The 20,231-nt window shown below is 58.5% G+C and carries 17 protein-coding genes; 6 read left to right on the forward strand and 11 right to left on the reverse strand.

The genetic code is table 11. The features are described 5' to 3' along the window. Window positions 1-178: 178 nt before the first annotated feature. The 4 genes from ACR0C6_RS10335 to xdhA are packed head-to-tail and all read right to left on the reverse strand — an operon-like array spanning window position 179 to window position 6,503. Window positions 179-1,780, reverse strand: coding sequence for a xanthine/uracil/vitamin C permease (locus tag ACR0C6_RS10335; protein WP_480619151.1), 1,602 nt, complete (start codon window positions 1,778-1,780; stop codon window positions 179-181). Between the two features lie 43 nt (window positions 1,781-1,823). Further along, window positions 1,824-2,702, reverse strand: coding sequence for a xanthine dehydrogenase accessory protein XdhC (gene xdhC / locus ACR0C6_RS10340; RefSeq protein WP_480619153.1), 879 nt, complete (start codon window positions 2,700-2,702; stop codon window positions 1,824-1,826). Between the two features lie 3 nt (window positions 2,703-2,705). Continuing rightward, entirely contained in the window at window positions 2,706-5,024 is a 2,319-nt protein-coding gene (xdhB, locus tag ACR0C6_RS10345) for a xanthine dehydrogenase molybdopterin binding subunit (RefSeq protein WP_480619155.1), read from the reverse strand. A 15-nt stretch (window positions 5,025-5,039) separates the two neighbouring features. Continuing rightward, entirely contained in the window at window positions 5,040-6,503 is a 1,464-nt protein-coding gene (xdhA, locus tag ACR0C6_RS10350; RefSeq protein WP_480619157.1) for a xanthine dehydrogenase small subunit, read from the reverse strand. 155 nt (window positions 6,504-6,658) lie between these two features. Here xdhA and ACR0C6_RS10355 point away from each other — a divergent pair, with 155 nt between their 5' ends. After that, window positions 6,659-7,561 (forward strand): LysR family transcriptional regulator, encoded by a 903-nt coding sequence (locus ACR0C6_RS10355; protein WP_171229400.1) that lies wholly within the window; start codon window positions 6,659-6,661, stop codon window positions 7,559-7,561. Between the two features lie 54 nt (window positions 7,562-7,615). On the opposite strand, the gene ACR0C6_RS10360 is transcribed toward ACR0C6_RS10355, so the two are convergent. Then, entirely contained in the window at window positions 7,616-8,848 is a 1,233-nt protein-coding gene (locus ACR0C6_RS10360) for a urate hydroxylase PuuD (RefSeq protein ID WP_171229401.1), read from the reverse strand. Window positions 8,849-8,949: 101 nt separating this feature from the next. On the opposite strand from ACR0C6_RS10360, the gene ACR0C6_RS10365 reads away from it, so the two are divergent. Next, window positions 8,950-9,870, forward strand: a complete 921-nt coding sequence (locus ACR0C6_RS10365; protein ID WP_480446941.1) for a LysR family transcriptional regulator — start codon at window positions 8,950-8,952, stop codon at window positions 9,868-9,870. Window positions 9,871-9,875: 5 nt separating this feature from the next. Here the strand turns inward: ACR0C6_RS10365 and uraH are convergent, their stop codons facing one another. Then, window positions 9,876-10,229, reverse strand: a complete 354-nt coding sequence (uraH, locus tag ACR0C6_RS10370) for a hydroxyisourate hydrolase (RefSeq protein WP_480446942.1) — start codon at window positions 10,227-10,229, stop codon at window positions 9,876-9,878. A 146-nt stretch (window positions 10,230-10,375) separates the two neighbouring features. On the opposite strand from uraH, the gene puuE reads away from it, so the two are divergent. The 3 genes from puuE to ACR0C6_RS10385 are packed head-to-tail and all read left to right on the forward strand — an operon-like array spanning window position 10,376 to window position 13,748. After that, complete coding sequence (gene puuE, locus ACR0C6_RS10375) at window positions 10,376-11,788, forward strand: allantoinase PuuE (protein WP_480446943.1); 1,413 nt, start codon at window positions 10,376-10,378, stop codon at window positions 11,786-11,788. Next, complete coding sequence (locus tag ACR0C6_RS10380; RefSeq protein ID WP_480446944.1) at window positions 11,785-12,270, forward strand: ureidoglycolate lyase; 486 nt, start codon at window positions 11,785-11,787, stop codon at window positions 12,268-12,270. The genes puuE and ACR0C6_RS10380 overlap by 4 nt, the downstream gene beginning before the upstream one ends. Before the next feature lie 53 nt (window positions 12,271-12,323). Further along, window positions 12,324-13,748, forward strand: coding sequence for a uracil-xanthine permease family protein (locus ACR0C6_RS10385; protein ID WP_480619159.1), 1,425 nt, complete (start codon window positions 12,324-12,326; stop codon window positions 13,746-13,748). 166 nt (window positions 13,749-13,914) lie between these two features. Here the strand turns inward: ACR0C6_RS10385 and bhcD are convergent, their stop codons facing one another. From bhcD to bhcA, 4 genes are all read right to left on the reverse strand, one after another. Beyond that, complete coding sequence (gene bhcD, locus ACR0C6_RS10390) at window positions 13,915-14,880, reverse strand: iminosuccinate reductase BhcD (protein WP_480446947.1); 966 nt, start codon at window positions 14,878-14,880, stop codon at window positions 13,915-13,917. Window positions 14,881-14,996: 116 nt separating this feature from the next. Further along, the gene (gene bhcC, locus ACR0C6_RS10395) at window positions 14,997-16,160 is read right to left on the reverse strand and encodes a 3-hydroxy-D-aspartate aldolase BhcC (protein WP_152460532.1); all 1,164 of its coding nucleotides are present in this window, start codon (window positions 16,158-16,160) and stop codon (window positions 14,997-14,999) included. A gap of 27 nt (window positions 16,161-16,187) precedes the next feature. Continuing rightward, window positions 16,188-17,156, reverse strand: a complete 969-nt coding sequence (bhcB, locus tag ACR0C6_RS10400; protein ID WP_480619161.1) for a beta-hydroxyaspartate dehydratase BhcB — start codon at window positions 17,154-17,156, stop codon at window positions 16,188-16,190. Next, window positions 17,156-18,346 carry an L-aspartate--glyoxylate aminotransferase BhcA gene (gene bhcA, locus ACR0C6_RS10405; protein ID WP_480619163.1) on the reverse strand — a complete coding sequence of 397 codons (1,191 nt, stop codon included), beginning with the start codon at window positions 18,344-18,346 and terminating at the stop codon, window positions 17,156-17,158. The genes bhcB and bhcA overlap by 1 nt, the downstream gene beginning before the upstream one ends. Before the next feature lie 169 nt (window positions 18,347-18,515). Here bhcA and bhcR point away from each other — a divergent pair, with 169 nt between their 5' ends. Then, window positions 18,516-19,364, forward strand: a complete 849-nt coding sequence (bhcR, locus tag ACR0C6_RS10410) for an HTH-type transcriptional regulator BhcR (RefSeq protein WP_480619164.1) — start codon at window positions 18,516-18,518, stop codon at window positions 19,362-19,364. Here the strand turns inward: bhcR and ACR0C6_RS10415 are convergent. Next, window positions 19,342-20,214 carry a bifunctional allantoicase/(S)-ureidoglycine aminohydrolase gene (locus tag ACR0C6_RS10415; protein WP_480619166.1) on the reverse strand — a complete coding sequence of 291 codons (873 nt, stop codon included), beginning with the start codon at window positions 20,212-20,214 and terminating at the stop codon, window positions 19,342-19,344. The two genes, bhcR and ACR0C6_RS10415, sit on opposite strands and share 23 nt — an antisense overlap. Between the last annotated feature and the right edge of the window lie 17 nt (window positions 20,215-20,231).

Genomic DNA, 20,231 nt, shown 5'->3' on the forward strand with positions numbered 1-20,231 from the left:
GATGCGTGGTTCGCAAGGGCGATCCTCTGCAAGACCCTTTCGAACCACGTGCCATCACTTTGAGATAGCTGAGAGAAAGATCAGCAAGCGACCGCAGAGCCAATTCTGTCTCATGAACGGCCGCGATTGAACGGGAAGGGATGGGTTTGGGGCAGCCATGCGACTGCCCCGGTTCCGATCAGGCCTGTTGAGCGGGTGAGTCGTCATCGATGAGGTCGGGCTCGTCCGGTACGATGATGCGATGCTCAAGATCCTCTTTGGGGGCGAACACCGGGTAGACGTACAGGAACGCGCCGATGATCAGGTAGCCGATGGTTATCCCGTCGAACTGAGGCATCTGTAGCGTGTAGGAGTGGATGATGCCGATCGAAGACATCAGCCCACCTGCGACAGCAAACGTGCCGGCCATCCGGAAGCGCCCGTCAATCACATCGGCCACGATGGCACCCCAGACCAGACCGGTGATGATCGCCCCCTGGCTCAGGGCAAGGTGCCCCTCGTAATGCGCCCCTTCCATCAGAAGGGCCGAGGTCAGGTCAGGATCTCCCAAGGATGGCAGCCCTTCGACACCGCTGCTGCGCAGGGCGTTCATCAAAGATCCCCATTTGACCATCAGGAAGGCCGAGATATGGGGCAGGATCGCAAAGGATACCGCAGCCATGTGCATCGGTTTAACGGCCCAGGCCGTGTTGGTGATCAGGCTGACTGATACAAAGACCAGTACCGGTGCGGCTGCGGCGATCGGGATCAGCCCCGCAAGGAAGGACAGGAACCCCAGAAAGGCGGCGGCGGCAATTACAACGGCCACACCGACAATATACCCCGCATGGGCATCCAGCCGCTTATAGGCCGGATGGCCGATGTAAACGGTTGTCGGGAATGGCGAACCAAACAGAGCACCCAGCATCGTGCCTGCGCCGTCCGTCACCTGGCAGAGCCCGACAGGGTAATGGTCGCCTGCCGCTTCGGCGGATTCCACGTTGTTCATCGTTTCGATGAAGTTGTAGATCTGCACGGGGATCAGCACCAGGAACAGCTCAGGGTTGGCGAACAGGTATTGCACACCGGCGATCAGATCACCGAAATACGGGATCGGCGGGTAGAACCCGATGCTGCTGACATCAATTTTGGACTCGCCAAGCAGAAGGGCGATCACGGTACCGGCAGCAATCGCGACAAGGCCGGCCGGAACATTGCCCGGCAGGCGGAAACGGCCGATCAAACCCCAGAGGATGAACAGCAGCGACGTAAAGCCGATGATGGGGTTCTCGAACACTTCGGCCAGCGGCACAGAGCCGATGAAGACCAGGGCAATGCCGCACAGCGTCCCCAGCATCCCCGCACGTGGCGTGATCCGCTTGAGATACGGCCCAACCACGGCGCCCAGAGCCGCGACGATGCCGCCCATGAACCCGGCGCCGATGCCCACTTGCCAGGCAAGCATTGGATCATTTGTCGCCCAATAGATGGGTCCGATCACCCCGAACAGGTAGACGAACATGACTGGCGTCGAGATGCCGTAGGGCAGCGCGGTTACGTCTTTGCCCTGCGCGTTTGCCGCCCATTTGGCGAGGTATGCGTAGACGGTTACACCGGCCAAAATCGCGATGGCAGCGCCGGGAACGATGCGGCCAAAGACGATGTCCGCAGGCATTTGAAACACGAACTGGCAGACCCCGGACAGGATCAGCAAGTTGACAAGGTTGTCGGTAAACAGCGCCCAGAAAGCGCTGAAGTCGCTGCGGGTAAACAGCTTGTATTCATAGGTCCTCCCGTCCATGACGGTCTCCTCCTCTGATGTGACCGGTTTGGCCCGACTGGTGTCAGGCCGATCTCCCTTTCCGGTCGTGTTGGTGGCCCCGCAGGGGCGCCTGGTTTGCCCCGGTCAGGGCGGTCGCGGCAGTTTCAGAGGTCAATTCAGCCATCACTTCGGCCGCCACGAAGGCGGCGATGACGCTGGGCCGCTTGTCGCGGCTACCGCTTGCCCCAATGGGGCATTTCAAATGTTCGATGGACTGTCCGTCACAGTGTTTCTGCGCCCAGTTCCTGAGTTTTTTCCGCTTTGTTGCGGAACCGATCATCCCCACATAAGCGGCGTCCTTTCGTTCCAGCGCGGCGGTCGTCAGCAGGAAATCCAGCCCGTGATCATGGGTCAGAACGACAAAGGCGCTGCCTGCGGGCGCGCGCCAGATTTCGGCTTCGGGAATCGCGCTGACCCGGGTTTCGACATCTGCGGCGCAAAGCGCGATCTCTTCGGGTCTGGTATCGACGAGGATGCAGCGCACCGGCAGATACTGAAACTGATTGGCCAGGGCACGCCCCACGTGGCCTGCGCCCATGACATAGACATGAGGCAAAGCATCTTCGTTCCGGGCCGCGCGTTCCGTCGCGGCCCATTTGTCGGACGCGCGCATACGGGACAGGTTGAGTTCGACCCGGCCGCCGCAGCATTGCCCGATCTCGGGGCCAAGTGGCACGTCCAGATCCTGATGCAACGCACCGTCACGCAGCATGTCCCGCGCGGCGTTGATGGCGAGGAATTCCAATTGTCCACCGCCTATGGTTCCCCACAACGCCCCGGGCGCGACGAACATTTCTGTCCCCTCATTGCGCGGCGAAGACCCGCGGACACGGGTCAACGCAACGCGGATCACGCAATGCTGCGCGGACAGAAATTCGCTCAGAGAACCCGGGGCAACCATGGCTCAGGACCCGGCTTGCAGCCGCGCGACGGCCATCAGCACACGTTCGGGCGTGGCCGGCGCGTCAAGGCGGGGGCATTCCCGGTAATCAGCGACCGAGGCCACGGCCATCGACAGGGCCTCGAACACCGAAATTCCCAGCATGAACGGCGGCTCGCCGACGGCCTTGGAACGTTTGATGGTCAGCTCGCGGTTTTCCGACCAATCGGCAAGGTTCACGTTGAAGATGCGCGGGCGGTCTGACGCCAGCGGGATCTTGTATGTCGACGGGGCATGGGTGCGCAGGCGGCCGGCATCGTCCCACCAAAGCTCTTCAGTGGTCAGCCATCCCATACCTTGAATGAATGCGCCTTCGACCTGACCTTTGTCCAGCACAGGGTTCAACGAACGTCCGACGTCGTGCAGCAGATCCGTCCGATCCACGCGGTATTCACCGGTCAGTGTGTCAATCGTGACTTCTGAACAGGACGCGCCATAGGCAAAGTAATAGAACGGGCGGCCTTGTCCTTTGGCCCGGTCCCAGTGGATTTTTGGCGTCTTGTAGAACCCGGCCGCCGACAGTTGCACACGTGCCAGATAGGCCTGTTTGATGAATGCATCGAAGGCCAGGACGTCTTGGCCGATATGCACCTGATTGGCGTGGAAGGACACTTCCTCTGGCGAGACGTTCCAGGTCTCGGATGCGAACTTCACCAGACGTTCCTTGATCTGTTCGACCGCGTTCAACGCCGCCATGCCATTCAGGTCGGTCCCGCTGGACGCCGCAGTGGCCGAGGTGTTGGGAACTTTTTCAGTCGTCGTCTTGGTGATCTTGATCCGGTTGAAATCGACCTGGAAGGCCTCGGCCACGACCTGAGCAACCTTGGTGTTCAGACCCTGGCCCATTTCGGTGCCACCATGGTTCAGGTGGATCGACCCGTCGTTATAGACATGCACCAGCGCACCGGCCTGATTGTACCAGGTCGCGGTAAAGGAAATGCCGAACTTGACCGGTGTCAGCGCGATGCCTTTTTTCAGAACCGGCGATGTCCTGTTGAACGCGATGATGTCCTGACGGCGCTGGCGGTATTCCGAAGTCTCTTCCAGCTCTCCGACCAGCCGGTCGAGAATGCAGTCTTCGACCTCTTGGTGATACGGGGTCACGTTGCGGTCCGTGGTGCCATAGAAATTGGCCTTGCGCACATCCAACGGATCCTGCCCCGTGGCATAGGCGATTTCTTCGATCATCCGTTCCGCCGCGATCACGCCCTGCGGGCCGCCAAACCCACGAAACGCGGTATTCGATACGGTGTTGGTTTTCATCGGTCGACTGTTCAGACGCACATTCGGATAGAAATAGGCGTTGTCCGCGTGAAAAAGCGCCCGGTCGGTCACGGGGCCGGACAGGTCTGCCGAAAAGCCGCAGCGCGCGGCAAAGCTGGCTTCGACCGCCTGAATGCGGCCATCGTCGTCAAAGGCGACATCATAGTCGATCACGAAGTCGTGGCGTTTGCCGGTTGCGGTCATGTCCTGATCCCGGTCGGGGCGGATTTTGACGGCGCGGTTCCACTTTTTTGCAGCCATGGCCGCCACTGCGCAGAACAGGTTCATCTGGCTTTCCTTGCCGCCAAATCCCCCACCCATGCGACGGACGTTGACCACAACCGCATTGGACGGCACCCCAAGGACATGCGCCACCATATGCTGCGCCTCGGACGGGTGCTGGGTCGAGCAATGCACCACCACATCGTCGTCTTCGCCGGGAATCGCAAAGGCGATGTGACCTTCAAGGTACATGTGATCCTGACCGCCGACGCTCATCCGGCCTTTGATCCGGTTGGGCGCGGCCGCCTGAGCCGGTGCCACGTCTCCCCGCTCCAGCTTGAGGGGCGCTGTGACATGCGGGTATCCTGCTTTCTGCGCGGTGATCGGGTCCAGCGCGTGGGGCAGGGTTTCGTATTCGATCTTTGCCCGTTCAGCGGCGCGGCGCGCGATGTCGCGGGTCTCGGCAATCACGGCAAACAACGGCTGGCCGTGGAATTGTATTGCGTCGGTCGGGAAAACCGGTTCGTCGTTCAGGTGGGTCGGGCTGATATCATTAGCCCCCGGCACATCATCTGCGGTCAGCACGCCGACCACGCCGGGCATTGCCAGAACGTCGCTGAAATCGATACCCAGAAGCTTGGCGTGCGCGACGTCTGAAACACCGAGATACGCGTGCAGCGCGCCTTGTGGCAGCGCAATGTCATCCGTGTAATCGGCCTGGCCCGTGACATGCTTGACCGCACTGTCATGGTTTACATTGGTGTGAGCCGATCCAATGATGGAAACGTTGTCTTTCATGTTGTCGTCTCCTGATCAGGCACAAGCCAGTTGAACGGGGGTGTCGGTTTCGCCGTCGTTTTCAAGGAAGAACCGGCGCAGCAGGTTTTGGGCGGTCAGCATCCGATAGTCCGACGATGCGCGCCAATCTGTAAGAGGCGCGAAATCCTCGGCCAGCGCTTCAGCGGCGGCTTCGAAACTTTCGCGTGCCCAGGGTTGGCCGTTCAGCGCCGCCTCAGCTGTCGATGCGCGTTTAGGCGTGGCGGCCATGCCCCCGAATGCGATGCGCACATTGTTGATGATCCCGTCTGTGACGCTCATGTGCAGTCCGGCGGCCACGGAAGAAATATCCTCGTCACGGCGCTTGGAAATTTTGTAAGCCGCATCCAGATCATCGGGTCGGGGCAGGGGCACGCGGATGCTTTCGACAAATTCGTCGGGCCGGCGGTCCTGCTTGCCATAGTCGATGAAGAAGTCAGCCAGAGGCAGGGTTCGGCGTTCGGAACCGCGCCGCAGAGTGATTTCCGCGCCGAGCGCGATGAGAACCGGCGGCGTGTCCCCGATGGGTGAGCCGTTGGCGATGTTTCCACCCACGGTTCCCATATTCCGCACCTGCCACCCTGCGATGCGATCCCAGTAGGAGGACAGGTGTGGCAGGTGTTCAGACAGAAGGTCCTGGCAATCGGTGTAGCTGGCGCCGGCGCCGATCAGGAGGAGAGACCCCTGTCTTTCGACTGTTTTCAAGTCTTCGAGATGACCGGTGAAGATGGCGGGGCCAATGTCGCGCAGGAACTTGGTCACCCACAGGCCCACATCGGTGGCTCCGGCCACGATCGTGGCGTTTGGATATGCTTGCAGGCATTCGGCAAGATCATCGACGCTGGATGGCAGAATGCTCAGGTTGTTTTCGGGTCCGGAGACCACGCGCCGCCCGTCCTTCAGGGCCGCCAGACGCGCGGTCATGGTTTCGCGTTCGGTGTTCAGATGATCGGATGCCGGGGTGCCGTAGCGGCTGACGGCAATGGCCGCTCGGATGATCGGCTCATACCCGGTGCAGCGGCACAGGTTGCCCTGCAATGCGGTTTCAACCTGCACTTCGGTCGGTTCCGGAGTTTGCATCCAAAGCGCATAGAGGGCCATGACGAAGCCCGGTGTGCAGAACCCGCACTGGCTGCCATGGTGATCGACCATGGCTTGTTGAACCGGGTGCAGCCGGCCTTGAGGCCCGGACAAATGTTCAACCGTCACGACATGACAGCCGTCGACAGAGGCAAGAAACCGGATACAGGCATTGACCGGAGCATAGTGCAGGCCCGTGCGCCCAAGCCGTCCGACAAGCACGGTGCACGCGCCGCAGTCGCCTTCGGCACAGCCTTCCTTCGTTCCTGTCAGTCGGCGTTCCAGTCGCAGGAAATCAAGAAGTGTCTGGCCTGCCGACACGTCCGGGACGGAGACATCCTTGCCATTGAGGACAAATTGGACGTGAGTGCGATGCGTCATGGAATTCTCCCTCTGCCCCTTCCTTCCGGAGGGTGGTCAGTGGAACCATAGGAGCAAAGATTGAGGTGGAAAATCGCTGCAAACGGCAAATACTTTCAACAGATCGTTGAAAAAGATGGGGCCATGGCGCATTCTTTCGCTGCTGGGAGGTTCCAATGTCTTACATCGAAAGTCTGCGTGTTTTTGTCCGAGTGATGGAGCTGGGCAGCATCACCTCTGGCGGGCGTGATCTTCGGTTGACCCCGGCGGTGGCCAGCAAACGGTTGAAAGAGCTTGAAAACCATCTGGGTGTGCGGCTGTTCAACCGAACCACCCGGTCGATGACACCAACCGAAGTGGGGACGGTTTTCTACGATGAAGCCAAGGCGGTCCTGCTGGCGCTTGATCACGCCGAAGCGCGCGTCGCCAGCTTTTCCGATGCGCCTCGGGGGGCGATCCGCATCACCGCGCCTTTGGGTGTCGGGCGCAGAATCGTTGCGCCTCTGGTGCCGGAATTTTCTGACCGCTACCCGGAAACAGAGATTCGCATGCGTCTGTCTGATCGCAAGGTAGACATTCTGGCCGACGGTCTGGATATCGCCTTTTTCATTGGTGAACCCGGCGATTCAACCATGAAACTGCGGAAGTTCGCGGATTGTGATCGTGTTCTGTGCGCTTCGCCCGATTACCTGTCGCAGTTTGGGACGCCCAAAACACCGGATGATTTGCTGCACATGCCCCATAACTGCCTGTTGCTGCGTTATCCAAGGTCTCCGGAATACTATTGGACCCTTCGCACTGACATGGGACCGCGAAAGCTTGAAGTTGGCGGTAAATATGACGCGGATGATGGTGATGTCCTGACCGACTGGGCCTTGGCCGGTCGTGGGATCGTCAACAAGCCACGCTTTGACGTGCGGGAGTTTCTCGAGGATGGGCGGCTGGTCGAGGTCCTGCCCGAGACGCCCCCCTTGCCAACGATTTTCGGGTGTCTTTATCCGCACAAAAAGCTGCAAGATCCCAAGGTGCGCCTGTTTGTCGAACACATCGCGCAACACAGCAAACGCTTTTTCGCATAAAGAAAAAACGGGCATCACGGCCCGGTTCGCTGTCATCGTTTTGCACGCAGGCGACTATTGGTTTCTGACTTCACGCACCCATGCGATGATGGTTTGGCGCGCCTCTTCATCCATTTGCACTGCCGATGGTGGCGGCATTGCGTGGCTGATCCCGGCTTGCAAATAGATTTGATCGGCGTTGCGGGCGACATCGCCGGGTGTCTCAAGGTAAACTTTCTTCGGGGCCCATTTCATGGTGCCGTACACCGGCTCGCGGGCGTGGCACATCGAGCAATTGCCCAAGACCGTGTCATAGGCATCTTCGAAGCCTGCGGCGGACGCATATTTCTGCTCGTATGGCGTCAGCTCGCGCGCTTCGGCGTCTTCCCATGTCTCGGTGTTTCTCACCGAAGAAAGCCAGGCGATCACGACCATTAGCAGAACCGTCACGCCCCAGGTCCAGTGCGGGCCTTTCCCAGTTGCGTGCATCGTGTTGAAATAGTGACGGATGGTGACGCCCGTCAGAAAGATCAGGCTGGCGATGATCCAGGAATACTCGGTGCCGAAAGCAAGCGGATAGTGGTTCGACAACATCAGGAACACGACCGGCAAAGTCAGGTAGTTGTTATGCGTGGATCGTACCTTGGCGATCTTGCCGTATTTGGCATCAGGTGTCCGACCGGCCTTGAGGTCTTCGACCACGATCCGTTGGTTCGGCATGATCTGAAAGAACACGTTGGCCGTCATGATCGTCGCAGTGAAGGCGCCAAGATGCAAAAGCGCGGCACGACCGGTGAAGATCTGGTTGTAACCCCAGGACATGATCACCAGGATCACGAACAACAGCAGCATCAGAACGGTCGGGTGATCGCTCAGCTTGGATTTGCACATCTGGTCGTAGAGCAGCCAACCAATGGTCAGTGATCCGCCGGAAATCAGAATCCCCTGCCACAGCGCCAGGTCCACTTTGGTCGGATCAAGCAGGAACAGCTCGCCACCAACCCAGTATATGATCATGAGCAACGCCGCACCTGACAGCCAGGTCGTGTAACTCTGCCATTTGTGCCAGGTCAGGTGCTCGGGCATACGCGAGGGCGCAACCAGGTATTTGACGGTGTGGTAGAAGCCGCCGCCATGTACTTCCCATTCTTCGCCGTAGGCCCCGTCCGGCAGGGCTGGGTTCGGCTTGAGCATGAGGTCCAGCGCGATAAAGTAGAATGACGCCCCAATCCACGCCATCGCGGTGATCACATGCAGCCAGCGGACGGAAAAGGCGATCCACTCCCACATCACGGCCAAGTCATACATGGCTTTGCTCCTAAGATTCTTTGCTTCCGGTTACTCTATGCGAGTGTGTTTTGTTCTGGTATTGCTGGTAAAGACCAAGCAGTATCAAAAAATGCAAAAAAATGTCCTACCTTGATAACATCAGAACCTTTGTCCGGGTCTATGAATTGGGCAGCATGTCCGCCGCGGGCCGTGATCTGAGGGTTTCGCCAGCCGTCACGTCGGCGCGTATATCGCAATTGGAAGAGCATCTTGGCGTGCGTTTGTTCCAACGCACGACACGCAGCCTGACCCCCACCGAGCAGGGAAAATCTTTCTATCGTGGCGCGGCAGAGATCCTTGAAGCAGTCGAAAGTGCCGAAGCCCAGATCGTCAATCTGACCGAGAACCTGAAAGGGTCACTTTATGTCGCGGCGCCGTTGGGGGTCGGGCGTCGGTTGATTGCGCCGCAGGTCCCGAAATTTCTTGCCGAGTACCCCGAGGTGAACGTCCGGCTAAGGCTGACCGACCGAAAGGTAGATCTGACAACCGAAGGTCTGGACCTGGCATTTTTTCTTGGTCAGCCAGAGGACAGCAACCTGCGTATTCGCAAGATCGCGGATGTCGAAAGAGTGCTTTGTGCATCCCCGAAATACATCAAGAAGCGCGGGATGCCCGAAAGCGGGGACGCGTTGATCGCTAATGAGCACGAATGTCTCAATTTGCGGTTCCCGGGCGCGACCGAGTTTCAATGGCTTTTGAGGACCGATACGGGGCCAAAACGGTTCCGGGTTTCCGGGCGGTACGAGTCAGACGATGGCGACGTGCTGACAGACTGGGCGCTTGGCGGACACGGCATCGCGTTGAAGCCGATTTTTGAGATCGCTCAACATCTCAAGGCCGGGACATTGGTTCCGGTGGCGGAAAAGACGCCGCCAGAACCGATTCAGATGGCATGTCTGTTTACGCACCGCCGTATGCAGGACCCCAAAACGCGGCTTTTCATGGAATTCATAATCGAACGCATCGGGTCGTCGATCGCGGCGGCAAATACGGCCCGGTAGGTCGCTCAGCTGCCGCGATAGGTCGAGTACCCGAAGGGCGAAAGCAGCAGAGGCACGTGGTAATGCGAATGTTCGGACATCCCAAACCGGATCGGGATGACGTTCAGAAAGCGCGGGTTTTCCGGTGGTGTGCCGCAGGCATCAAGGTAATCCCCGGCATGGAAGACAAGTTCGTATTCACCTGTTGAAAACTCTGCTTCGGGCAGAATCTGTTCGTCGGTCCTGCCGTCGTCATTGGTGACCAGAGTTTTCAGCAACTGGCGGTCTGCACCTTCAATGCGGAACAGTTCGATCTTCAATCCCTCGGCGGGGCACCCCCGCGCCGTATCCAGAACATGTGTTGTAAGGTAACCGGTCATTTGCGCTACTCCTCAAGTTATACAGTTACTAGTCTGATTTCGCATCCAGGAGCAAAGGCAGTCTGTGGGAAGCTGCTTTCTGCATTTTTTGAAAAACATCTTTGATTATCTGGGGTATTGATCAATTCAAGAAGAAGGAAACCGATGTGAAGCCTTATCCACGAGACATGACCGGTTACGGTGGGCAAGTTCCCAAAGCAAACTGGCCGAACGACGCCAAAATCGCCATTCAGATCGTGCTGAATTACGAAGAGGGCGGTGAAAACAACGTTCTGCACGGCGATGCCGCATCCGAAGCGTTTCTGTCCGAGATTACCGGAGCCGCCCCGTGGCCGGGGCAACGGCATTGGAACATGGAATCGATCTATGAATACGGCAGCCGCGCGGGGTTCTGGCGCGTGCATCGCCTTTTGCAGGATCTGCCTGTCACCGTCTATGGCGTTGCAACCGCTTTGGCGCGTGCACCTGCACAGGTTGCGGCGATGACGCATGCCGGGTGGGAGATCGCCAGCCACGGTTTGAAGTGGATTGAACACAAGGACATGGGCGCAGAAGAAGAACGTTCCCAGATCCGCGAAGCAATCCGCCTGCACACAGAGGTTACAGGTCAGCCGCCCCGTGGTTGGTATACGGGGCGCTGTTCGATGAATACGGTCGAACTGGCCGCCAGGGAAGGCGACTTTGCCTATATCGCCGACAGCTACGCCGACGATCTGCCATATTGGATCAAGGCAGGGGGCAAGGATCAACTGATCATGCCCTATACACTTGATTGCAACGATATGCGCTTTGCAATCCAGGCTGGGTTCACCAATGGGGAACAATTCGAAAGCTATCTGAAAGACAGCTTTGACATGCTCTATGCCGAGGGTGAGGCGGGCGCGCCCAAGATGCTCTCGATCGGGCTGCACTGCCGTCTGATCGGTCGCCCGGGTCGTGCCATGGCGCTGAAACGCGCCCTTGATTACTTCAGGAAACACGACGGTGTCTGGTTCGCAACGCGCGAGCAGATTGCCGATCACTGGGCCAGGGAACACCCGCCGGTGCAAGGTCTGACCCCGTCCGAAATGGATCGACCAACCTTTGTGTCGGAATTCGGCGGCGTGTTCGAGCACAGCCCGTGGATTGCAGAAGGTGCGTATGAACTGGAACTGGGCCCGACGCATGACAATGCCGCTGGCGTCCACAACGCGCTGGCGCGTGTATTCCGTTCCGCCTCGCCCAAGCAGCGCCTCGGCGTTCTGACAGCCCACCCGGACCTGGCGGGCAAGCTGGCCGCCGCCGGCCGCCTGACCAAGGAAAGCACTGCGGAACAGGCCGGTGCGGGTCTGGACCTGCTGACTGATGAAGAACGCGCAACGTTCACGGCGTTGAACGAAGCCTACACGACCAAGTTCGGCTTTCCTTTCATCATTGCCGTCAAAGACAACACCAAGGCCAGCATTCTGGAAGCCTTTCGCCGTCGCATCGACAATGACCGCGACAGCGAATTTGCCGAAGCCTGCCGTCAGGTCGAACGCATTGCCGAATTGCGCCTGATCGAGAAGTTCGCGCAATGACGGCTGCCTTGAAACTCCGCCCCTTGACGTCAGAGGCATTTGCACCTTTCGGCGATGTCATCGAAGCGGCTGGCCAGGTGGACAAGCTTATAAATCAGGGCAGATGCGCCCGCTATCACGACCGGGCCGTGTTGGATTTCCATGATGGGCGCGCGGGTATCAGCCTGTTTCAGTCCGAAGCCTTCAGCCTGCCGATCAAGTTGGAAATGGTGGAACGCCATCCGGATGGCAGCCAAGCCTTTTTGCCTTTGTCGGACAAGCCATTTGTCGTGGTTGTGGCCCCGGATGAAAACGGAACACCCGGGCGGCCCATCGCCTTCAAAACAGCGCCCGGGCAGGGAGTGAATTATCATCGCAACACCTGGCATGGCGTTCTGACCCCGCTTCATGCGCCCGGACTTTTTGCGGTGGTCGACCGAATTGGAGCCGGGCCCAACCTCGAAGAGCATTGGTTCGAGGAGGCGTTTGAAATCACAGAATGAGGCGCGTTGCCGGAAGAGGAGCCGGCTGCGAACCTCAAGGGAGGAAAGACCAAATGACAGATGCATCCATCGGAACGCCGGTACAACTCCGCGATCCGAATTATACTCCGCCGCTGCTGAAGGCGGTGCCGCTTGGAATTCAGCATGTGCTGGCGATGTTCGTGTCCAACGTCACGCCAGCCATTATCGTTTGCGGCGCGGCCGGTTTCGGCTTTGGCTCGAACAGCCCCGATTTCCCGCAGATGATCTACATGATCCAGATGTCGATGTTCTTCGCGGGTGTCGCCACGTTGTTTCAATCTGTTGGCATAGGCCCGGTCGGTGCCCGATTGCCGATCGTGCAGGGGACATCGTTTGCCTTTATCCCGATCATGATTCCACTGGTGGTGGGAAAAGGCGTTGACGCCATTGCCGTCCTGATGGGTGGGATTGTTGTCGGTGGCTTGTTTCACGCCTGCCTCGGGTTGTTCATAGGGCGCATTCGCTTTGCTCTCCCGCCGCTGGTTACGGGCCTTGTGGTGACCATGATCGGCCTGGCCCTTGTCAAAGTCGGCATTCAATATGCCGCCGGCGGTGCGCCCGCCATAGGCACCGAGGAATATGGCTCGGGTCTGAACTGGTTCATGGCCGGAACCGTAATCGTGGTCACGCTTGGCCTGAAATTCTTTGCCCGGGGCATGTTGTCGGTGTCGGCGGTTCTGATCGGACTGCTGGTCGGATATGCCGTGGCCTTCCTGCTTGGCCAGGTGAATCTGGGCAACGTCGGCAATGCGGCATCCTTTGCTCTGCCGAACCTCTTGCATTTTGGCCTTGAATTTTCGGTCGCGGCCATCATCGGTTTCTGTGCAATGTCTTTTGTTTCCGCCGTTGAAACCGTTGGGGATGTATCCGGTATCACCAAAGGGGGCGCTGGCCGCGAAGCCACCGACAAGGAAATACAGGGCGCGACCTATGCTGATGGTCTTGGTACTGCGATCTCTGGCCTGTTTGGGGCGCTGCCGAACACGTCGTTCAGCCAGAATGTCGGGTTGATTGCCATGACCGGCGTCATGAGCCGCATGGTCGTGACCATCGGCGCGCTTTTCCTGATCGTTTGCGGGCTTATCCCCAAAATCGGGGCGATAATCTCGTCCATTCCGATCGAGGTTCTTGGCGGCGGCGTGATCGTGATGTTCGGCATGGTTGTTGCCGCAGGGGTTTCGATGCTGTCGGACGTGAACTGGAACCGGCGCAACATGGTGATTTTTGCAATCGCCCTGAGCCTTGGGCTGGGTTTGCAACTGGAACCCAACGCGTTGCAATACTTGCCTGGCACATTGAAGGTTCTGGCGACATCAGGAATCCTGCCCGCCGCCGTCATCGCTATTGTATTGAATCTGGTGCTTCCCGAAGAACTTTCCGACGAAGCGACGGAAGAGGTCTCGGGCGGCATGGCCGGACATGGTCTTGGGTCCATCGAGCAAGACGACCACATCTGATGCGTTCGACCTGATACACTGATCGCCCTGAAAAAACATGAAGCGGCGCGCCTTGGCGCGCCGCGTTTCATTTTTTTGGTTACCACTTAATGGAGATCTACTGTCAAAAGTTCTCCGCCCAAAGGGACCGCCGAGACAATGCTCAACAAGGTGTCGCCGTCTGGCTTCAGAAATCGACCTCGATCGCGACCCCTTTCCGAACGGCAAGGTCAACCACGGACGCGGCGACCGCAAGATCTTGAAGGCCCACACCCGTGCCGTCGAACAACGTGATCTGATTGTCCGATATCCGGCCCGGATCGGTGCCGTTGATGACCGCGCCAAGCTGCGCCACATCGCTTTCCTGGATCAGGCCTTCGGCCACCGCGTGCTGCGCTTCACCGATGCTGACGGATTGCGCGACTTCGTCCGTGAACACGCTTGCCCTGGCCAGAAGGGCGGCTTCGACTTCCTGTTTTCCTTTAGTGTCCGTGCCCATGCAGGCGATATGAGCTCCGGCGCTGACATGGTTCGCCATCAGCGAGGGCGCAAACGCCGAAGTGATCGAAATGATCACATCCGCCTCAGTCATTTCGTCAAGCTCTACCGCCTGGAACGGAATACCGGCTTCATTGGCGACCTTCTCGATATTCGGCAGCATTTCGGGGTGGTAGTTCCAGCCGATGACCTTTTCAAAGGCGCGCTGCTCCAGTGCCGCGCGAAGCTGAAAGGCTGCCTGGTGGCCAGCGCCTATCATGCCTATGACCTTGGCGTCCCTGCGTGCGAGATGCTTGATCGATACCGAAGATGCTGCCGCCGTTCGAAGGGCCGTCAGAAGGTTCCCGCCGACCATCGCAGATGGCTTGCCCGTGTCGGGGTCGAAAAGAAAAACGGTGGACTGGTGGTTGATCAGCCCGCGTTTTTCCAGATTGTTCGGCCAATAGCCGCCCGCCTTCAGTCCCAACGTCAGGCCGGCGCTGTCAAACCCCCCTTTGAAGCCGTACAGTGCATCTTCGTGCCCGATGGCTTCACGCACGACAGGGAAGTTGTAGGCGTCGCCGGACGCCATTGCGGCAAAGACCTGTTCGACCGCGTCAAAAGCCGCTTGTCGGGTCATAAGGTCAGCGATCTCACGCTCGGGTACGATCAGCATTTCATTCTCCAATCAAACATTCGTGCGCCCGCGTGCCACCGCCGGAAGGAGAGCATACACGCGGGCGGCTGTCTGGCTGCTTCCGAGCCAGCCCTCCCAAACAGAGCAAGTTCGAATCAATAAGCGCGTCCGCGGGCGGATACGGGCCAGACGGTCTCGACCTTGCCGTTGCGAACGCCGACATACCAATCATGTACATTTGCGGTTGGGTCGCAGTGCCCCGGAACCAGCCTGAGCTTGTCGTTGACCTTCAGCACACCGTTCGGGTCCATCACGACGCCGTGTTCGTCCGAACATTTGATGTACTCGACATCATCTCGGCCGAAGATAACGGGCAGACCGCTGTCCACCGATTGCGCCTTGAGGCCCGCATCGACGATCGCCTTGTCCGCCTTAGCGTGGCTCATGACGCTGGTCAGGATGAAGAATGCGTTTTCCCACTCGCCTTGATCGATCCGGTTGCCGTCCTTGTCCAGGATCCGGCCATAATCGGCGTCCATGAAGGCGTAGGACCCGCATTGCAGTTCGTTGTACACGCCCGAGTTGGATTCGAAGTAATATGAGCCGGTGCCGCCGCCCGAGACCAATTCGCACTCGATGCCTTCGGCTTTGAGGCCCTCAACCGCGTCTTTTACCATCGAAATTGCGGTGTCGAGCTTTTCCTTGCGCGCCTCATAGCTGTCGAGGTGCTGCATTGCGCCCTGATAGGCCTGAATGCCGGTGAATTTCAGGTTCTCGGCTGCTTCGACCGCTTTGGCGATTTCGATCACGTCGGATGTTGTCGTCACACCGCACCGGCCAGCGCCGCAGTCGATTTCGACGAAGACCTCCAACTGTGTTCCGTGATCCACCGCTGCGCCTGAAAGATCCGCGACATTGTCCAGATCATCGACACAGACGATGATGCGGCTGCCCAACTTTGGCAGGCTGGCAAGACGGTCGATCTTGGCGGGGTCACGCACCTGGTTCGAGACCAGAACGTCCTTGATACCGCCGCGCACGAACACTTCGGCCTCTGAAACTTTCTGGCAGCAGACGCCAACAGCGCCTCCGATCTTCTCCTGCAATTTGGCCACGTCTACCGATTTGTGCATTTTTCCATGCACGCGGTGGCGCATGCCGTGCGCCTTGGCATAGTCGCCCATCTTCTTGATGTTGCGTTCAAGCGCGTCGAGATCGAGCACAAGAGAGGGGGTCTGGATATCTGCTTCATCCATTCCGGGCTTGGCCGGAATGTCAAAGCCTACTTCGAATTCGTCGAGATTGGTCATATCTTTCATTTCCGTATTCCTATGTCGGGATTGATGTCACGCGTTCAGCCAGGGCAGCCTGTCCAGATCGACATTGCCCCCGGTTATGATCAGGCCGACACGCTTGCCTTTGAATGCGTCCGTGTTCTTTAGGATCGTGGCCAGCGGAACGGCCGAAGATGGTTCCATCACGATCCGAAGGTGTTTCCACGTCAGCTTCATCGCGTCGATGATCTCTTGCTCTGAGGCCGTGTAGATTTCAGAGACATGGTTCGACACGAAGTGCCACGTGAGGTCCTTCAGCGGCACCAGCAGCCCGTCGGCAATCGTCTTGGGTGCGTCATCCGCGATGATGTGGCCGGCCTTGAAGCTGCGATAGGCATCGTCGGCCTGTTCTGGTTCTGCCGCGATGATCGCGGTTTCCGGGGCGAGCGTCGTTAGTGTCAGACAGGTGCCGGACACCATGCCACCGCCGCCGATAGGTGCGACAACTGCATCCAGACCGTCAGTCTGCTCGATGAACTCGCGCGAACAGGTGCCTTGCCCGGCAATCACCCGCGGATCGTTGTAGGGGTGCACGAAATCCCCGCCCGTGGCGGCCTGAACCTCGGCAAAGGTTGCTTCGCGCGACGAGGTGGAGGGCTCACATTCCGTGATCTTCCCACCATAGCGCTGCACCGTGTCTTTCTTGGCCTGTGGCGCTGTGCGCGGCATGACGACGTTGCACGGTATGCCCCGCTTCATTGCCGCATAGGACAGGCACGAGGCGTGGTTGCCCGAAGAATGGGTTGCAACGCCTTTCCTGGCCTGATCGTCATCAAGGCCAAACACGGCGTTTGCAGCGCCGCGAACCTTGAAGGCGCCCGGTTCCTGAAAGTTTTCACATTTGAAGAACAGCTGTGCACCGCTCAGCTCGTTCAGAAAGTCCGAAGTACGTACCGGTGTGCGGCGGATGAAAGGTTCAATCCGATCATGTGCCGCCAGCATGTCCTCGTAGGTCGGGATGTACATGTTGCAGTCCTTCATCACGCGGCGTCCTTTTGAATGGCGCCTGAATGACCGCGATAGTATTCTTGCGCAGCCGCCACGCCCGAACCCAGTTGAATGTTCAGGCCCAAGTCGACCATGCACATTTCAGCGGTGGCAATCCCGGACAGGGCCATGACATCCGTCAGGCTGCCTAGGTGTCCGATGCGGAATACCTTGCCCGCGACCTCGCCAAGGCCGACACCGAAGGCAACGCCGTATTTTTCGGCTGCGTGCGTGACAATATCGGTGGCGTTAAAACCGTTTGGCGTACGGATCGCGCTGACGGTGTCAGAATATACCGAAGGGTTCGCCGCGCACAGGTCCATCCCCCAGGCGCCCACGGCGGCACGTACGCCTTCGGCAATACGGTTATGCCGGGCAAAGACGTTTTCCAAACCTTCACCCAGCAGCATGTCACAGGCCTGATTGAGGCCATTCATCAAGCCAACCGCAGGTGTGTAAGGGTATGCGCTGTTGGCATAGCCTTTCGCCATGTCGTGCACGTCAAAGAAGGTGCGGGGCAGGGTCCCTGTGCTGGTCGCGTCCATTGCCCGCTGGCTGAACCCGACGATGGCAAGGCCCGCAGGCAGCATGAACCCTTTTTGCGAGCCCGTGACGGCCACATCAACGCCCCATTCGTCAAAACGGAAATCCATGGATCCGATCGATGAAACACCGTCGACGAACAGCATTGCGGGGTGCCCGGCAGCATTCAGAGCCTTGCGTACAGCAGCAATATCCGATTTCACACCGGTCGCCGTTTCGTTATGCGTGGCAAGAACAGCCTTGATTTCGTGGCTTGTGTCGGCGGTCAGGATCTCTTCGTAACGATCGGCTGGCAGCCCTTCGCCCCAAGGGGTTTCGACGATCTCGACATTCAGACCGTGGCGCTGGCACATATCGATCCAGCGATGGCTGAACATGCCGTTGCGCGCCGCCAGAACCTTGTCACCGGCCGACAGGGTGTTGGTCAGCGCGGTCTCCCAGCCTCCTGTTCCGGTCGACGGGAAGATGAAGATTTCGGCGCTGTCGCTTTTCAGAATTTTTTGCACACCCGCGCGTGCTGGGTGCAGAATCTGCCCGAACAGCGGCGAGCGGTGGTCGATCGTGGGCATGTCGCAAGCCTTACGCAGGCTTTCGGGGATATTGGTCGGGCCCGGAATGAAAACGGGGTTTTGAAAGCTCATGGGTGGTCTCCTTCCGTCGTTGACCACACGATAAACATCCGTCACTCTGCCCGATACATTTTTGAAAAAGACTTTCAAAACACCACGTTTTGAATTTAATTTATAATTGTCAGTGTGTTATATTTTTCATATGATGAACTAGTCTTTCACGAATGATCAAAGGGTTTTTATGGATTCTCAAGACAATACTCGCGAAGTCCGCAGAAAAGCCCGTGGAAGACCACGGGGATGGGACGACAAGACAGCGCAAAACACGATCAAATCTCTCGACCGTGCGATGGAAGTTTTTGAGTATCTGAGTGAAGCGCAGGGCAAGGCGTTGACCGCGCTGTCCGACGAAATGGGCCAGTCGCCCGCCACGGTTTACCGAATTCTCGTTACACTAGAGGGCAGGGGACTTGTCGAGTTCGATCATGACGAGCAGGTCTGGCATATCGGTCCTCGTGCGTTCGTAATCGGCTCGCGCTTCCTGCGTCGCACCAGCCTTGTGGACCGGGCCCGACCCGTGATGCGAAAGCTGATGGAGACCACCGGCGAGACCGCAAACCTTGGGGTCGAAAAAGAAGGAATGGTGCTGTTCCTGAGCCAGGTTGAAACCCATGCCAGCATCCGGGCGTTTTTCCCTCCGGGCACGCTGTCTCCGATGCATGCATCGGGCATCGGGAAAGCTCTGTTGGCATATATGGATGAAGATCGGCTGGATCGGCTGTTGGCCAAGACGGAACTGCGGGCCTTCACGGACCGGTCGATTACCAGCCCGGCCGTGCTGAAAGAAGATCTTGCCAAGGTCAGGGCACAGGGCTTCTCGATAGACAACGAAGAAAAAAACGTGGGTATGCGATGTATCGCTGCGCCGGTTTTCGACATCAACCGAGAAGCTGTCGCCGGGATTTCGGTATCCGGACCGACAAGCCGCGTCAGCGAAGCCGAAATCGCGCGCCTAAGCCGCCCCGTCATCGAGGCGGCGCGTCAGTTAACTCTGGCCATCGGCGGGACTATTTCTGCGCCGCTGTCCTGAGGCTCCGGTGCTGCGGATAAGCCGCTGGCCCCGGCCGCAATGCCATATGACGGTTCACGTCTTTGTACAGCAGGTAACGGAATTTACCCGGCCCGCCTGCATAGCAGGCCTGCGGGCAGAACGCGCGCAACCACATGTAATCGCCGGCCTCGACCTCTACCCAATCATTGTTCAGCCTGTAGACGGCCTTTCCCTCAAGAACATACAGACCATGTTCCATCACATGTGTTTCAAGGAAAGGAATGACGGCGCCGGGCTCGAAAGTCACCACGGTCACGTGCATATCGTGCCGCAGGTCACTTGGATCGACAAAGCGCGTCGTGGCCCATTTGCCGTCGGTTCCGGGCATCGGCGTCGGCGTGATCTCATTTTCGTTGAGAACCAGAACGTCCGGGCGGTCAAGCCCTTCCACCGCTTCATAAGCCTTTCGAATCCAATGGAAGCACAGGGTCTCACCGCCTCGGTTTCGTAAGGTCCAGTTGCATTCAGCGGGCAGGTAGGCATAGCCGCCGGGAGTCAGCTCATGGGTCGTGCCGTCGGCCGTCAAGGTCGCTGTGCCTTCGACCACGAACAAAACGCCTTCGGCTTCGGGATCGGTCTCGGGCCGGTCAGAGCCACCGCCGGGCTGAACCTCCATGATGTATTGCGAAAAGGTTTCGGCAAAGCCGCTGAGCGGGCGTGATATCACCCATAAGCGGGTGTCGTCCCAAAACGGCAGAAAACTGGTCACGATATCCCGCATCGTTCCCTTTGGGATCACTGCATAAGCGTCAGTAAATACGGCGCGGTCAGTCAGCAATTGCTCCTGACCAGGATGCCCACCGTGTGGCGAATAATACTTGGCGGTCATGCATGCTCCTGAAAAAT

The sequence above is a fragment of the Ruegeria sp. AL12 genome, assembly GCF_056540885.1.